Genomic DNA, 14,011 nt, shown 5'->3' on the forward strand with positions numbered 1-14,011 from the left:
GTGGATTCTGAAGGGTTTATGCTTTAGGGATCGCCTGTTGGCGGGAGGGTGGCATGAAGCGGGTAAGACTCGGCCGGTGGGCCGCGTGGCGCATGGCCGGCGTGCTCGGCGCCGCCTGCTGCGCCGCGCTGCTGGGCTCCTATCTCCTCCTCGAGAGGACCTTCGACGAGTTCGAGCGGCACGAGGTGCGGAGTCATCTCAAGCGGGTGAGCGTCGTTATCCAGAACGACCTGCAGGGGCTCTTGGCTTCGGCGAACGACTACGCGCATTGGGACGATGCCTACCAGTTCCTGGGTGGGACCAAACCGGACTTCTTCGACGCCAACTTCACGGTCGAGGTGGCGGCCAACCTGCGCCTGGACTGGGGGGCGGTGCTGGATGTGCAGGCCAGGCCGGTGCAGACGCGCCAGCTGTCGGGGCCGGCCGTCGGCCAGCCGCTGAGCGGGCCGCAATGGCACATGCTGGAGCAGTACTTTTCCCGCCACGGCGCCTGCGCCAAGCCCGGCGTGGTGCTGTTCTGGCATCGGCAGCGTCCGCTGGCGGTGGCCTATTCCGACGTGACCGACTCCGATATGACCAAGCCGGCACGGGGTTGTCTGCTGATGGCCCGCTTTCTCGACGGCGGCTACCGTGACGCGCTGGTCCGGCTGACCGGCGTGGACTTCCATCTCCGTCCCGGCGCCGGCGCGCCCGTCGTGGCGCAGACCGGGGAGGGGAACTGGTTGGGCCGGGCGCCGCTGGGCCGCCTGCCCGCCTCGATCGAGGCGCTCGGTCCGCCGCGGCTGGACGGCGAGCGGACCACGACGTACGGCCTGCTGGCGGCCAACCTGGTGGCGCTCAGCCTGATCGCCCTCGTCATCACCGGGACCCTGTTGCGGCGCAAGGTGCTGGGCCGCCTGGCGCACTTCTCGCACCTGGCCGACAGCTACCGCGCCTCCCAGGACCTCACCATCCGCTGGCCGGTCGGCGGGACGGACGAGCTCGACAACCTCGGCCAGTCGCTGAACGAGATGATGAGCCAGATCGACCGCCAGCACGGCACCTTGTCGTATTTGGCCGATCATGATGCGCTGACCTCGCTGGGCAACCGCCGCCAGCTGATGGCTGCGCTGGCGGCGGCGACTGGTGCACCGCCCCGGCCGGCGCAGGGGGTGTGCTGCCTGCTGCTGATCGATCTGGACGACTTCAAGCTGATCAACGACAGCCTCGGCCATATGGCGGGGGACGAGGTGCTGCATATCGCCGCCGACCGCATCGGTCGCGTGATTCGCCGGCAGGATACCGCGGTCCGTCTCGGCGGCGACGAGTTCGCCATCCTGGTGCCCGCCACCTCGCTGGCCTCCGTGTCGAGCTTTGCCGAGCGCCTGCTCACCGAGCTGCGCCAGCCCATCTACCTGGACGAGCACCGGCTGTCGCTCAGCGCTTCGATCGGCATCGCGCCGGCCGAGCCCTCGCTCAATGCGACCGACTGGCTGCGCAACGCCGATCTGGCGATGTATGAGGCCAAGCGGCTCGGCAAGCACCGCATCAGCGTGTTCGACAAGGGGTTGCTCGCCTCGGCGGCCAGGCGGCTGCGGCTCGAGCACGCCCTGCGCGCTGCCCTCGACAGCGATGCCCTGGCGGTGTGGTTCCAGCCCATCGTCGATGGCCGCGACAAGCGTCTCGTGGGCATGGAGGCGCTGGTGCGCTGGCCGATCGACGACGGCTATGTGCCGCCGGACGAGTTCATCGGCATCGCCGAGGAGAGCGGCCTGATCGACCGGCTCGGGGCCTTCGTGCTCGATCGGACCTGCGAGGTGCTGGCACGTCTGCGCCAGCAGCATCCGGCGCTGACGTGCAATGTCAACCTGTCGGTGCGGCAGTTCACCGATGGCGAGCTGGCGGTCGAGATTCCGGCCGTGCTGGCCCGCTATGGGCTTCCCGCCGCGGCCCTGCACCTCGAGCTGACCGAGAGCATGGTGGCGCAGCACGAAAAGGAACTGTTGCCGACCATGAGCCGGCTGGTGGCGCAGGGGTTCTCCTTCCACCTGGACGATTTCGGCACCGGCTATTCGTCGCTGGAGCGGCTGCAGAGCCTGCCCATCCACACGCTGAAGATCGACCGCCGCTTCGTCACCCCGCTGCAGTACGGCGAAGACGCCATCGCCCGCACCGTGGCGGATCTGGCGCGCAATCTCGCGCTCGCGGTGATCGCCGAAGGCGTGGAAACCGAGCGGGAGCGTCTGCGCCTGCTGGAGCTGGGGGTGGTCCAGATGCAGGGTTATTTGTTCGCCCGGCCGATGCCGGAGCACCTGCTGCTGCTGTGGCTGGAGAGCCATGCCTGCCGACCGGAAACCCGCGAGGCGCCCACCGCCGACTGAGCGTGCGGCATGGCCCGCCTCGGCGCCGCTCAGGCCCCGATCGCCCCGGCCAGCGTGGCGAAGTGGCGCGCGATATCATCCTCGTCGACGTGGGCATAGCCCAGCAGCAGGCCGGGCTGGTGCTGGGCGTCGCCACGGTAATAGGCGCTCAGTGGCCGGGTCAGGATGCCGCGTGCGAGCGCCGCGGCGCTGACGGCGCGGTCGTCGCAGCCTTCCGGCAGACCCAGCACCAGGTGCAGCCCGGCGGCGCCGTCGTGGATGGCGAGCCCGTCGTCGAAGTGGTGGCGGATGGCCGACAGCAGCGCCTCGCGCCGGGCGGCGTAGAGGTGGCGCATGCGGCGGATGTGCGAGACGAAGTGGCCCTCGGCGATGAAGTCGGCCAGCACCGCCTGGGTCAGGTACTGGCCGCCACGGAACAGCTCCGATAGCCCGGTCTGGAAGCTTTCCACCAGTTCCTCCGGCACTACCATGTAGCCCAGCCGCAGCCCGGGGTAGATTACCTTGGAGAAGGTGGCGAGGTAGATCACCCGGCCATGGCCGTCCAGCCCCTGCAGCGAGGGTAGCGGCGGGCGGCCGTAGCGGAATTCGCTGTCGTAGTCGTCCTCGACGATCCAGCTATCGTGGCGGCGCGCGTAGGCCAGGAGGCGGCGCCGCCGCGCCAGGCTCATCACCGCGCCCAGCGGGTACTGGTGCGAGGGCGAGGCGTAGATCAGCCTCGGCACCCCGAGCCGGGCGCCTTCGTCCACCTGCAGCCCCTCGCCGTCCACCGGCACCGGCAGCGTGGCCAGCCCGGCGCTGCGCCACACGCTGTGCACCCCCCAATAGCCCGGATTCTCCACCCAGGCGGTGTCGCCGGCATCGCCCAGCAGCAGCGCGATCAGCTGCAGCGCCGCATGCGAGCCGTTGGTGACGATGATCTGCTCCGGCGTGCAGCGCACCCCGCGCGAGCTGTGCAGGTAATCGGCCAGCGCGTTGCGCAGCGCCGGCAGGCCGGGGCCGACGGCGTAGGTCAGCAGGTCCGGCTGCGGCTTGCGCCACTGGCGGTTGTGCAGCCGCATCCAGGTGCGCGACGGGAAGGTGCGCACCTCCGGCACGCCGGGCATGAAGGCACCCCACTGCTTCTCGCCGGCGCCGGCCTGCTCGACCAACTGCGCACCACGGCGCGAGATCGCCGCCCCACTGGCCGGCACGGGGCGGGTCGGGCTGGGCGGCTCGCGGCTGGCGAGCTTGTCCGGCCGGGTGTCGAGCACGAAGGTGCCTTGGCCGACGCCGGCCGAGACGTAGCCCTCGGCGCCCAGCCGCTCGTAGACGTGAATCACGGTATTGCGCGCGAGCCCCAGCTCGCTCGCCAGCTGGCGCGAGGAGGGCAGGCGCAGCCCCGGCGGCAGCGTTTCCTGCAGGATGGCGTCGCGCAGCAGGCGGTAGAGCTGGCGGTTGTTCGGTTCGGCGCTGGCCGGGTCGAAATGCTGTTGCAGCAGGTCGGCCAGCAGCGGCGGCGAGGCGGTGGCGGAGGGGCTGGGTCGTTGCGCCATGGCAGGGTCTGAGCCGGATTGGCTCCATCAAAAAAACCGGATTGGGTCTAATTGTATCGCCAATCCGCGCTTACACTCCCGTCCTGCATTTCCCCATGCATAAAAAAAGACCGATAACACACCGGCCGCCGCCTCCCTTGCCGCAGCCGGGCACAGGCCCCGGCGCGTTCCGCGCACGGGGCCGGGTAGTCAGGAGAATCTATTCATGAGTGTTTCATCCCAAGGGCTGAGCCACGGGCTCAAGCAACGTCACGTCACCATGCTGTCGATCGCCGGGGTAATCGGCGCCGGCCTGTTCGTCGGCTCCGGCCACGCCATCGCCGAGGCCGGCCCGGCGGTGCTGATCGCCTACGCCATCGCCGGCCTGCTGGTCGTCCTCGTCATGCGCATGCTGGGCGAGATGGCGGTGGCCGCGCCCGATACCGGTTCCTTCTCCACCTATGCCGACCGCGCCATCGGCCACTGGGCCGGCTACATCATCGGCTGGCTGTACTGGTGGTTCTGGGTGCTGGTGATTCCGCTCGAGGCCAACGCCGCCGCCACCATCCTGCACACCTGGTTTGCTGGCGTGCCGATGTGGCTGTTCGCGCTCGGCATCACCGTGCTGTTGACCATCACCAACCTGTTCAGCGTCAAGAACTACGGCGAGTTCGAGTTCTGGTTCGCGCTGGTCAAGGTGGTGGCCATCGTCGCCTTCCTCGCCATCGCCGGCGCCGCCATCCTGGGCCTGATCCCGGGCAGCCAGGTGAGCGGGGTGTCGCAGCTGTTCGCCCACGGCGGCTTCATGCCCAACGGCTTCGGCGCGGTGCTGGGCGCGATGCTGACCACCATGTTCACCTTCCTCGGCACCGAGATCGTCACCATCGCTGCCGCCGAATCCGACAACCCGCAGCAGCAGATCACCAAGGCCACCAACTCGGTGGTGTGGCGTATCAGCCTGTTCTACCTGGGCTCGATTTTCGTGGTGACCGCGCTGGTGGCGTGGAACGATCCGCTGCTGGCCTCGTCCGGCTCCTACCAGCGCACACTGGAGCTGATCGGCATCCCCAACGCCAAGGCCATCGTCGACGTGGTGGTGTTGATCTCGGTGGCGAGCTGCCTCAACTCGGCGCTGTACACCGCCTCGCGCATGCTGTACTCGCTGTCCACCCGCCGCGACGCGCTGGCGATGTTCGGCGAAACCGCGTCCAACGGCACGCCGCAAAAAGCCGTGCTGGGCTCGATGGTGGTGGGTTTTCTCACCGTGATCGCCAACTACCTGATGCCGAAGGAAGTGTTCGACATCCTGCTCGCCACTTCCGGCACCATCGCGCTGCTGGTGTACCTGGTGATCGCCATCTCGCAGCTGCGCATGCGCCAGCGCATGATCGCCAAGGGCGAGACCCCGGCGTTCAAGATGTGGCTGTTCCCGTGGCTGACCTGGGCGGTGATCCTGTTCATCTGCGGCGTGGTGGCAATGATGGCGATCCGTCCGGAGCACCAGGTCGAAGTGATCGGCACCGGGGTGCTGGCGCTGGCGTTGCTGGTGGTGGGCTGGGTGCGCTCGCGCCTGTTCGGCACGCCGTGGAGCAAGAGCCGCCCGGCGGTGGTGGCGGCGGCGGCGCGTTCATAGTGCGTTATTGAGCCAAGTGCGACGGTTTGATCGTCGCGGGGAAAAGCAAAGCCCATCGTGCCTGACGGCCGGTGGGCTTTGTTGTTTTAGGATGAGAAAACTAAGATGCACGTAATTTTCTCTGGGCTACCTGTTTAAGAAGACCATTCTCCACTCGCCTGTTTCTTCCTAACGATGTCTTCCATTTCTTTATGTAAATCATCAGGAGAGGTGGATAGCAACTTTTCAATATCATGCTTGCTCCTTCCGTCGAGGGTATCTCTCTCTGCCTCAAGAATGGAGCGTACTGCTTTGTGGCCTATCGCCATACTAGCTAAAGACCAGCGGGCTGTTCCAGCTGTTATGAAGAGTGTGGGGTCGTTTTGTTCGTTAAAATATTTGATATGGTTAATTAATTGCCTTATATAATCGGCTCGCCCACTAGCTAGAAAAGCACCCCAGCACATGTCATTTAATTGAGGGGTGGGGTCTGTGTTTCTAAGTATTCCACCATTTTTGGAGATCAGGATGGCTTGTTTGAGAATGTCTTTTGCTCGTGGTGGCTGTTTTTCAATAATGGCTTGCCATTGTGGAATCTTGTCTGGGTTGACCGAAAACAGTTCGCTGAAAAATCCCACAATTGGTGCAGCAGCAGAGTCCTTCTCAAGGATATCACTTGCACCCAATACCCCAATGGCTTCGGTAACTTGCTCCGGTCGTGGATGCTGGTAGTAAGAGTTAAGGAATATGTCAAGGTCCTCTTCTGATTGGATGTTTTCGATATCGGCCAGGTTTCTTGTGGCTTCTGAAGCGCGTGCTTGGCTCCGCACAGATTTGAGTGTTTGTATTGCTTCGAGGAAGGGGGATGTATTGAAGATCAATATTAGAGGGCGGATTCAGGGAGTAAGTGCAACGGCAGGCAGGTCTGGAGGAAGGGGGTGAGATGAGGTAAATTCCCCCGCTCTTTGACCGGCCAGTCAGGAGCACAAGGAATGAAATACCGCCATCTCACCGAGGGTGAACGATACCAGATCCAGGCATTGAGTGCCGAGGGTTTTGGCCCTACGGCCATCGGCCAGCGCATTGGTCGCTGTAAAAGCGTGATCAGCCGAGAGCTGCGGCGCCATCGCCTGCGCGGCCGTTACCATGCCAGCGATGCCCAGCGCAGCTATCGCCAGCGCCTGCAAGCCAAGGGCAAATTGCGGCAGCCATGGGGGCCGGTATTCGACGAGATCGCCGTCCCGTTGCTGAGGGAGGGCTGGAGTCCTGAACAAATCAGCGGCGTGTTCAAAGGTAGTGACTATGCAGTCAGCCATGAATGGATTTACCAGCGGGTCCTGCAGAACAAGCGCCAAGGCGGTGATGTCTACAAAGCGCTGCGCTGCCAGAAAGAACGCAGAAAGCGCTACGGCAAGCCGGAGCGTCGCGGTCAGATAGCCAACCGCCGGCCGATTACGGAGCGTCCCGCCGAAGTTGAGGCGCGCAGCCGGGTCGGTGATTGGGAGGCTGACACGATGATCGGAGCCGGGAACAAGGGTGCCATCGTGACACTGGTTGAGCGCAAGACCGGCTACGCCAAGCTGATGCTGGTGCCAAACAAGGAAGCGGCGGGCGTCACGAAGGCGATTGTCCAAGCGCTCCGTCCACACCAGAAACAGGTGCTGACGCTGACGTTCGACAACGGCAAGGAGTTTGCTGGCCACCAGACGGTTGCCAAGCGGTTGAAAGCAGATTGCTTTTTTGCCGACCCGTACAGTTCTTGGCAGCGCGGCTGCAACGAAAACCTGAACGGGCTCATCCGGCAATACTTCCCAAAGGGGACTGACTTCAGGAGGATTACTCGGGCTGCGCTGGTCAAAGTGGAAAGAAAGTTGAATGACCGTCCCAGGAAACGGCTGGACTGGAAGACGCCAAGGATGCTGTTCGAAGGAAGCAAATCACTGAATTGATTTACCTATTGACTGTTGCACTTACTTTTTGAACTCGCGGAGAAAGGATCGTTAGGATTATTAGTGAAGTGACAAACTGGGTCCAAAAGACAGGTTCGTTTAGGTGTTGGCTTGCTACACCGCCGAGCGCGCCAAATGCCGCTCCTCCACTTGAGGCGCCAAGGAAACCTATGGCGTCTTCTCCATGGCGGCGCTCCATCCGATATGCAAGAAGCCAAGCGAGAAAACCTGCACCCAGCATGAGGACTGCGGCAATGATACCATGTACGTTTGCTTCGAACAGGAGTGAGATTCCTGCCGACAGCCCCGCAAAAAGGATGCCTAAAATAGCACCCCACATTAGCCCAAGCCGGGCCCCAATTTTTGCAAGCGAATTCCTGATGGCACTGTCCCTGCCTGTCATTATGACCTTGGGGTGAAAAATTGCTTGGAGAGCTCCAAAAATGGTTCCACCAAGGGTTCCCCCGAGCAACCCGATTACGAATGTGATTACTAAATCATGAAACATGCTATCTTCCTTTCGGAAGTTGTTTCCCGGTTTCTTGAGGCATTTCTTTGCGTGCTAACTTTAATATAAGTCTCCTTGATCAATTTTGATGTTTGATTCTTAAGTTCCAATATCGCTTGGTGGAAGTCCGAGCGTGCGGCCTCTCCCTGATTCTTCACCTCACCCCAATCCCCCACATGTCCGCCTCTCCCCATCGTGGAGTGCAACATGGAGCCACCGGCAAAGGCCTCCCGTCCTGGCTGCACCCCCTCCCGCAACATATTCCACCCTCCCCCCACTGAAAGCTTTTTGACAGCTCTCGTTTGTATAGTGGCGACCTTGCGCCAGACGGCGCCACGACAATAGCGATAGAGATGGAGTGAACATGGGACAACAAGGAGTGACATCATGCTGACGCTTTTGGGATTCGGGATGGTCAGCAACTTCATGTACCTGATCATGCGCAAGCGCCTGTCGGCGCTCTTGGCGCTGATCGTGGTGCCGATTCTGTTCGCGCTGGCTGGCGGGTTCGCCCCCGACGTCGGCGACATGATGCTGGAAGGCATCCGCAAGCTGGCGCCGACCGGCGTGATGCTGATGTTTGCCATTCTGTACTTCGGCATCATGATCGATGCCGGCCTGTTCGACCCGGTGGTGCACGCCATCCTGCGGGTGGTGAAGGGCGATCCGTTCAAGGTGCTGGTCGGCACCGCGCTGCTGACGCTGTTCGTCGGGCTCGACGGCGACGGTTCCACCACCTACATGATCGCGATCTCGGCCTTCCTGCCGCTGTATCGCAGGCTGGGGCTCAATACGCTGATGCTGGCCTGTATCGTGATGCTGTCCAGCGGGGTGATGAATTTGACGCCGTGGGGCGGGCCGACCGCACGCGCCGCCAGCGCGCTGCATGTGGACCCGAGCGACGTGTTCGTGCCGATGATTCCTGCCATGGTGGTCGGGGCGCTGGGCATCGTGTTGCTGGCCGGGCTGTTCGGCCTGCGTGAGCGGGCACGGGTGGGGGTGCTGGAGCTGCAGAACAGCGATCACCACGTCGAAGGCGTGGACGGCCACGAGAACATCCGCCGTCCGAAACTGCTGTGGGTCAACGCGCTCTTGACCGTGGCGCTGATGGTGGCGCTGGTCAAGGGCTTGCTGCCGCTGCCGGTGCTGTTCATGATCGCCTTCGCCATCGCCATGGTGATCAACTACCCGGACCCGCAGATGCAGCGCAAGCGCATCGCCGCCTACGCCGACAACATCCTGGCCGTGGTCTCGCTGATCTTCGCCGCCGGCATCTTCACCGGCATCCTGAGCGGGACCGGCATGGTCGAGGCGATGGCGCAGAGCTTCCTCGCCGTGCTGCCGCCGCAACTGGGGCCGCACATGGGGGTGATCACCGCGCTGGCCAGCATGCCGTTCACCTTCTTCATGTCGAACGATGCGTTCTACTTCGGCATCCTGCCGGTGATCGCCAAGGTGGCGGCCGAGTATGGTTTCAGCGCCGCCGAGATCGCTCGCGCCTCGATCGTCGGCCAGCCGGTGCACCTGCTGAGCCCGTTGGTGGCGTCGACCTATTTGCTGCTGGGGATGGTGAAGATCGAGTTCGGCGACCATCAGCGCTTCACCCTGAAGTGGGCTGCGCTGGTGTGCCTGCTGATCATGGTGGCGGCGCTGCTGACCGGGGCCTTCCCGCTGATCGGCGGCTAACCCGCCGCCACCGTCTCGTCGTCCTCCACCTCCTCGCCGAGGAAGCCGCCGCTCTGGTGCGCCCACAGCCGGGCGTACAGCCCGCCCTGGGCCAGCAGTGCGGCGTGGGTGCCTTCCTCGACGATGCGGCCGCGGTCGAGCACGATCAGCCGGTCCATCGCGGCGATGGTGGAAAGCCGGTGCGCGATCGCCACCACGGTCTTGCCCTGCATCAGCCGGTACAGGCTACCCTGGATCGCCGCTTCCACTTCCGAGTCGAGCGCGCTGGTGGCCTCGTCGAGCAGCAGGATGGGCGCGTCCTTCAGCATCACGCGCGCGATCGCCACACGCTGGCGCTGGCCGCCGGACAGCTTGACGCCGCGCTCGCCGACGTGGGCCTCGTAGCCGTGGCGGCCGCGCGGGTCGGTCAGCGTCTGGATGAACTCGTGCGCCTCGGCGCGCCGTGCGGCGGCGATCATCTGCTCGTCGCTGGCGTCGGGGCGGCCGTACAGCAGGTTGTCACGCACCGAGCGGTGCAGCAGCGAGGTGTCTTGCGTCACCATGCCGACCTGGGCGCGCAGGCTGTCCTGCGTCACGTGGGCGATGTCCTGGCCGTCGATCAGGATGCGGCCGCCTTCCACGTCGTAGAAGCGCAGGAGCAGGTTGACGATGGTCGACTTGCCGGCGCCGCTGCGCCCGACCAGGCCGATCTTCTCGCCGGGGCGCACCGTCAGCGTGAGCTGATCGATCACCTTGTTGGCGCCGCCGTAGCCGAAGTCGACCGCCTCGAAGCGGATTTCGCCGCGCGTCACTTGCAACGGCCTGGCGTCGGGACGGTCGGTGACGGCGATGCTGCGCGACAGCGTGGCGATGCCGTCCTGCACCGTGCCGATGTGCTCGAACAGGCTCGACATCTCCCACATGATCCAGTGCGAGATGCCGTTGAGGCGCAGCGCCATGGCGGTGGCGGCGGCCACCGCGCCGACGCCGACCTGGCCCTGGCTCCACAGCCACAGCGTCGAGCCGGCCGTGCTGGCGATCAGCGCCATGCTGAGGGTGTGGTTGACCACCTCGAAACCGCTCACCAGCCGCATCTGGCGGAACACGGTGTGCATGAATTCCTGCATCGCGCTCTTGGCGAAGCTGGCTTCGCGCTGGCCGTGCGAGAACAGCTTGACGGTGGCGATGTTGGTGTAGGCGTCGGTGATGCGCCCGGTCATCAGGCTGCGCGCGTCGGCCTGGGCGCTGGCCGCCTTGCCAAGGCGCGGCACGAAGAAGGCGAGCGTGGCGACGTAGAGTGCCAGCCAGCCCAGGAAGGGCAGCATCAGCGTGAGGTCGAAGCGGCCGACCACCGCCACCATGGTGACGAAGTAGATCACCACGAATACCAGGATGTCGGCGACGATCATCACCGTTTCGCGCACCGCCAGCGCGGTCTGCATCACCTTGGCCGAAACCCGGCCGGCGAATTCGTCCTGATAGAAGCTCATGCTCTGTCCGAGCAGGTGGCGGTGGAAGTTCCAGCGCAGCAGCATCGGGAAGTTGCCGGCCAGGCCCTGGTACTTGCACAGCGACTGCAGCGCGATCAAGAGCGGGCTGGCGAGCAGGATGCCGGCCAACAGCAGCAGGTTGTGCTGCTGCGTCTGCCACAGCTGGGACGGCGGCACCTTGCTCAGCCAGTCGACCACCGAGCCCAGCATCGAGAACAGCAGCGCCTCGAAGGCGCCGATCAGCGCGGTCAGCGAGGTCATCGCCGCGATCAGCGGCCTCAGGCCGCGGGTGCAGGCCCAGACGAAGGGGAAGAAGCCCTGGGGGGGCTGGGCCGGCGGCGTGTCGGGGTAGGGGTGCAGCCGTTTTTCAAACCAGGCGAACATGGGGGGAGTGTCCTAAGTCCTGTATATCCAGCAGCAACTCAGAGCGTGGGGAAGAAATCGTCGCGAGCGCCTCGAGGCCGGCTTGAGAAGCACAGCCGTACAAATGGTACGGCGAGCATCACAGGGCCGGGATCGGGGGGCGCAGCAGATTTATTCACACGCTCTCAGCGCGTGCTGTTCCAGTTGTGTATCGCTTCCTTCTTGTTGTCGGCCTGCGCGCCGATAGCGTTGCAGTTGCCGTTGCCGGCGTAGCGCGTGCATTGCACCCAGTAGCGGCGCGAACCGCTCTTGATCAGCTCGGCGCGTGAGCCGCACTTGTTGCAGGGTTTGAGGGTGTCGGGGGCGGACTGGTTCATGTCGGTCTCGGGTTGCAAAGAAGCATGGGGCGATGATAGCGCAAAGGCGGCACCAGCCGTGTCGGTGGTTGTCATGGTGTTCGAGTTGCCGAACGGGAAAAATCGTCCAATAACGGAAATCCGAACGCTCGCCGATTTCATCATCAATCTTACGTCATAGAATGAAGGAGTTAGCGCAGCCGATCATGTTGTCATCGCAGGCATGAATCATGCAGGCAAAACGGGGATGAAATCTCAACAGGCCGCAGAGCCTGCCGCTTCACCGGGCCTGACCGTGCCGTCTTCGGCACGACATGCCCGCCACCCCTGGCCGGGGCGCAGAGACGCCTGGCCGATGCCGTCAACAAAGGAGAGTCATTCATGCAGTCTTCCCGTATCCGTCGTCCCTTCGCGCTGGGTGCCATGGCACTGGGCCTGGCGCTGGCCTTCGCCCCGGTCGCCTCGCAGGCCGAAGCGCCGGTCGCCGCACCGCTGGTCAAGTACGACTACGAGCAGGACATCTTCCACCCCGTCTACGCCAAGCATGGCATGGTGGCCGCCGAGCACGAGCTGGCCAGCCGCATCGGCCTGGAGGTGCTGAAGCGCGGCGGCAACGCCGTCGATGCCGCCGTGGCGGTCGGCTTCGCGCTGGCGGTGGTGCTGCCCAACGCCGGCAACCTCGGCGGCGGCGGCTTCATGGTGCTGCACGACGCCAAGAGCGGCCAGGACGTGGCGCTCGACTTCCGCGAGATCGCCCCGGCCAAGGCCAGCCGCGACATGTACCTGGACGAGAAGGGCAACGTGGCCGAAGGCCGCTCGCTGTACACTCACCTCGCGGTCGGCGTGCCGGGCACGGTGGCCGGCATGGAGCACGCGCTCAAGCGCTGGGGCACGATGAAGCTCGCCGACCTGATCGCCCCGTCGATCAAGCTGGCCGAAGAGGGCTTCGTGGTCAGCCCGACGCTGGCCAAGATGCTGGAGGTGGAAAAGGACAACCTCGGCAAGTGGGAAACCACGCGCGCCATCTTCTTCAAGAACGGCGCCCCGCTCAAGGCCGGCGACAAGCTGGTGCAGAAGGATCTGGCCAAATCGATGCGGCTGATCGCCAAACAGGGCAGCAAGGCCTTCTATAACGGCGAGATCGGCGACAAGATCGTGGCCGAGATGGCGCAGCACGGGGGCCTGATCGGCAAGGACGACCTGAAGAACTACAAGGTCGAGGAGCGCGCGCCGGTCAGCGGCGACTACCGCGGCTACAAGGTGGTGTCGATGCCGCCGCCGAGCTCGGGCGGCACCCACATCATCCAGATCCTCAACATGCTGGAGCGCTACCCGCTGTCGCAGTCCGGCGTGAACAGCGCACAGACCATCCACTATATGGCCGAGGCCATGAAGCTGGCCTACGCCGACCGTGCCGAGTACCTGGGCGACCCGGGCTTCGTCAAGGTACCGGTCAAGGGGCTGACCTCGAAGAAGTACGCCGACGAGCTGGCGCAGAAGATCGACCCGGTCAAGGTGCTGGCCGCCGCGTCCATCAAGCCGGGCAAGCCGCAGCCGTACGAGAGCGACCAGACCACGCACTACTCCATCGTCGACGCCAAGGGCAACGCGGTGGCGGTGACCTACACGCTGAACCTGAACTTCGGTAGCGGCATCGTCGCCAAGGGCACCGGCATCCTGCTCAACGACGAGATGGACGACTTCTCGGCCAAGCCGGGCGTGCCCAACGCCTATGGCCTGATCGGCGGCGAGGCCAACGCGATCCAGCCGGGCAAACGTCCGCTGTCGTCGATGTCGCCGACCCTGGTGCTGAAGAACGGCAAGCCGTGGCTGGTGACCGGCAGCCCGGGCGGTGCACGCATCATCACCACCACGCTGCAGACCATCGTCAACGCCATCGACTTCGGCATGAACCCGGCCGAAGCGGCTTCCACGCCGCGTGTGCATCACCAGTGGCTGCCGGACGAGCTGCGCGTGGAGAAGGGCTTGAGCCCGGACACGCTGTCCATTCTGCAGAAGCAGGGCTACAAGGTGTCGATCAAGCCGACCATGGGCCGCACCCAGACCATCCAGCTGCGCGAGGACGGCCTGTACGGCTACTCCGATCCGCGCAACCCGGATGGCGCCACGCTGGGCTACTGAGCGTAGCGGGCAGTACCACACAGCCGCCGCCCTTCGGGGGGGCGGCTTTTTCTAT

The 14,011-nt window shown here is 64.4% G+C and carries 10 protein-coding genes; 5 read left to right on the forward strand and 5 right to left on the reverse strand.

The window, feature by feature from the left end; genetic code table 11:
• The first annotated feature begins 53 nt into the window (after positions 1-53).
• Positions 54-2,360 (forward strand): bifunctional diguanylate cyclase/phosphodiesterase, encoded by a 2,307-nt coding sequence (locus tag PSEMAI1_RS0100370; protein ID WP_084612603.1) that lies wholly within the window; start codon positions 54-56, stop codon positions 2,358-2,360.
• Positions 2,361-2,389: 29 nt separating this feature from the next.
• Here PSEMAI1_RS0100370 and PSEMAI1_RS0100375 read toward each other — a convergent pair whose 3' ends face one another.
• Positions 2,390-3,892 (reverse strand): PLP-dependent aminotransferase family protein, encoded by a 1,503-nt coding sequence (locus tag PSEMAI1_RS0100375; RefSeq protein WP_024300948.1) that lies wholly within the window; start codon positions 3,890-3,892, stop codon positions 2,390-2,392.
• Positions 3,893-4,097: 205 nt separating this feature from the next.
• Here PSEMAI1_RS0100375 and gabP point away from each other — a divergent pair, with 205 nt between their 5' ends.
• On the forward strand, positions 4,098-5,504 hold the full coding sequence (gabP, locus tag PSEMAI1_RS0100380; protein WP_024300949.1) for a GABA permease: 1,407 nt from the start codon (positions 4,098-4,100) through the stop codon (positions 5,502-5,504).
• Positions 5,505-5,638: 134 nt separating this feature from the next.
• On the opposite strand, the gene PSEMAI1_RS21620 is transcribed toward gabP, so the two are convergent.
• The gene (locus PSEMAI1_RS21620) at positions 5,639-6,364 is read right to left on the reverse strand and encodes a hypothetical protein (protein WP_156943068.1); all 726 of its coding nucleotides are present in this window, start codon (positions 6,362-6,364) and stop codon (positions 5,639-5,641) included.
• 111 nt (positions 6,365-6,475) lie between these two features.
• Here PSEMAI1_RS21620 and PSEMAI1_RS0100385 point away from each other — a divergent pair, with 111 nt between their 5' ends.
• Positions 6,476-7,432 (forward strand): IS30 family transposase, encoded by a 957-nt coding sequence (locus PSEMAI1_RS0100385; RefSeq protein ID WP_024300950.1) that lies wholly within the window; start codon positions 6,476-6,478, stop codon positions 7,430-7,432.
• 1 nt (position 7,433) lies between these two features.
• Here PSEMAI1_RS0100385 and PSEMAI1_RS21625 read toward each other — a convergent pair whose 3' ends face one another.
• Positions 7,434-7,940 (reverse strand): hypothetical protein, encoded by a 507-nt coding sequence (locus tag PSEMAI1_RS21625; RefSeq protein WP_156943069.1) that lies wholly within the window; start codon positions 7,938-7,940, stop codon positions 7,434-7,436.
• Between the two features lie 387 nt (positions 7,941-8,327).
• Here PSEMAI1_RS21625 and PSEMAI1_RS0100395 point away from each other — a divergent pair, with 387 nt between their 5' ends.
• Positions 8,328-9,626: a CitMHS family transporter gene (locus tag PSEMAI1_RS0100395; RefSeq protein ID WP_024300951.1), complete on the forward strand. Its 1,299-nt coding sequence runs from the start codon at positions 8,328-8,330 to the stop codon at positions 9,624-9,626.
• On the opposite strand, the gene PSEMAI1_RS0100400 is transcribed toward PSEMAI1_RS0100395, so the two are convergent.
• Together PSEMAI1_RS0100400 and PSEMAI1_RS0100405 are read right to left on the reverse strand one after the other, a co-directional pair.
• Positions 9,623-11,479 (reverse strand): ABC transporter ATP-binding protein, encoded by a 1,857-nt coding sequence (locus PSEMAI1_RS0100400; RefSeq protein ID WP_024300952.1) that lies wholly within the window; start codon positions 11,477-11,479, stop codon positions 9,623-9,625. The genes PSEMAI1_RS0100395 and PSEMAI1_RS0100400 overlap by 4 nt on opposite strands.
• Positions 11,480-11,643: 164 nt before the next feature.
• On the reverse strand, positions 11,644-11,835 hold the full coding sequence (locus tag PSEMAI1_RS0100405; RefSeq protein WP_024300953.1) for a Lar family restriction alleviation protein: 192 nt from the start codon (positions 11,833-11,835) through the stop codon (positions 11,644-11,646).
• Between the two features lie 360 nt (positions 11,836-12,195).
• Here PSEMAI1_RS0100405 and ggt point away from each other — a divergent pair, with 360 nt between their 5' ends.
• On the forward strand, positions 12,196-13,956 hold the full coding sequence (gene ggt, locus PSEMAI1_RS0100410) for a gamma-glutamyltransferase (RefSeq protein WP_024300954.1): 1,761 nt from the start codon (positions 12,196-12,198) through the stop codon (positions 13,954-13,956).
• Positions 13,957-14,011: the final 55 nt, after the last annotated feature.

Origin of the sequence: Pseudogulbenkiania sp. MAI-1 (assembly GCF_000527175.1) — a bacterium.
Classification (GTDB): Bacteria; Pseudomonadota; Gammaproteobacteria; order Burkholderiales; family Chromobacteriaceae; genus Pseudogulbenkiania.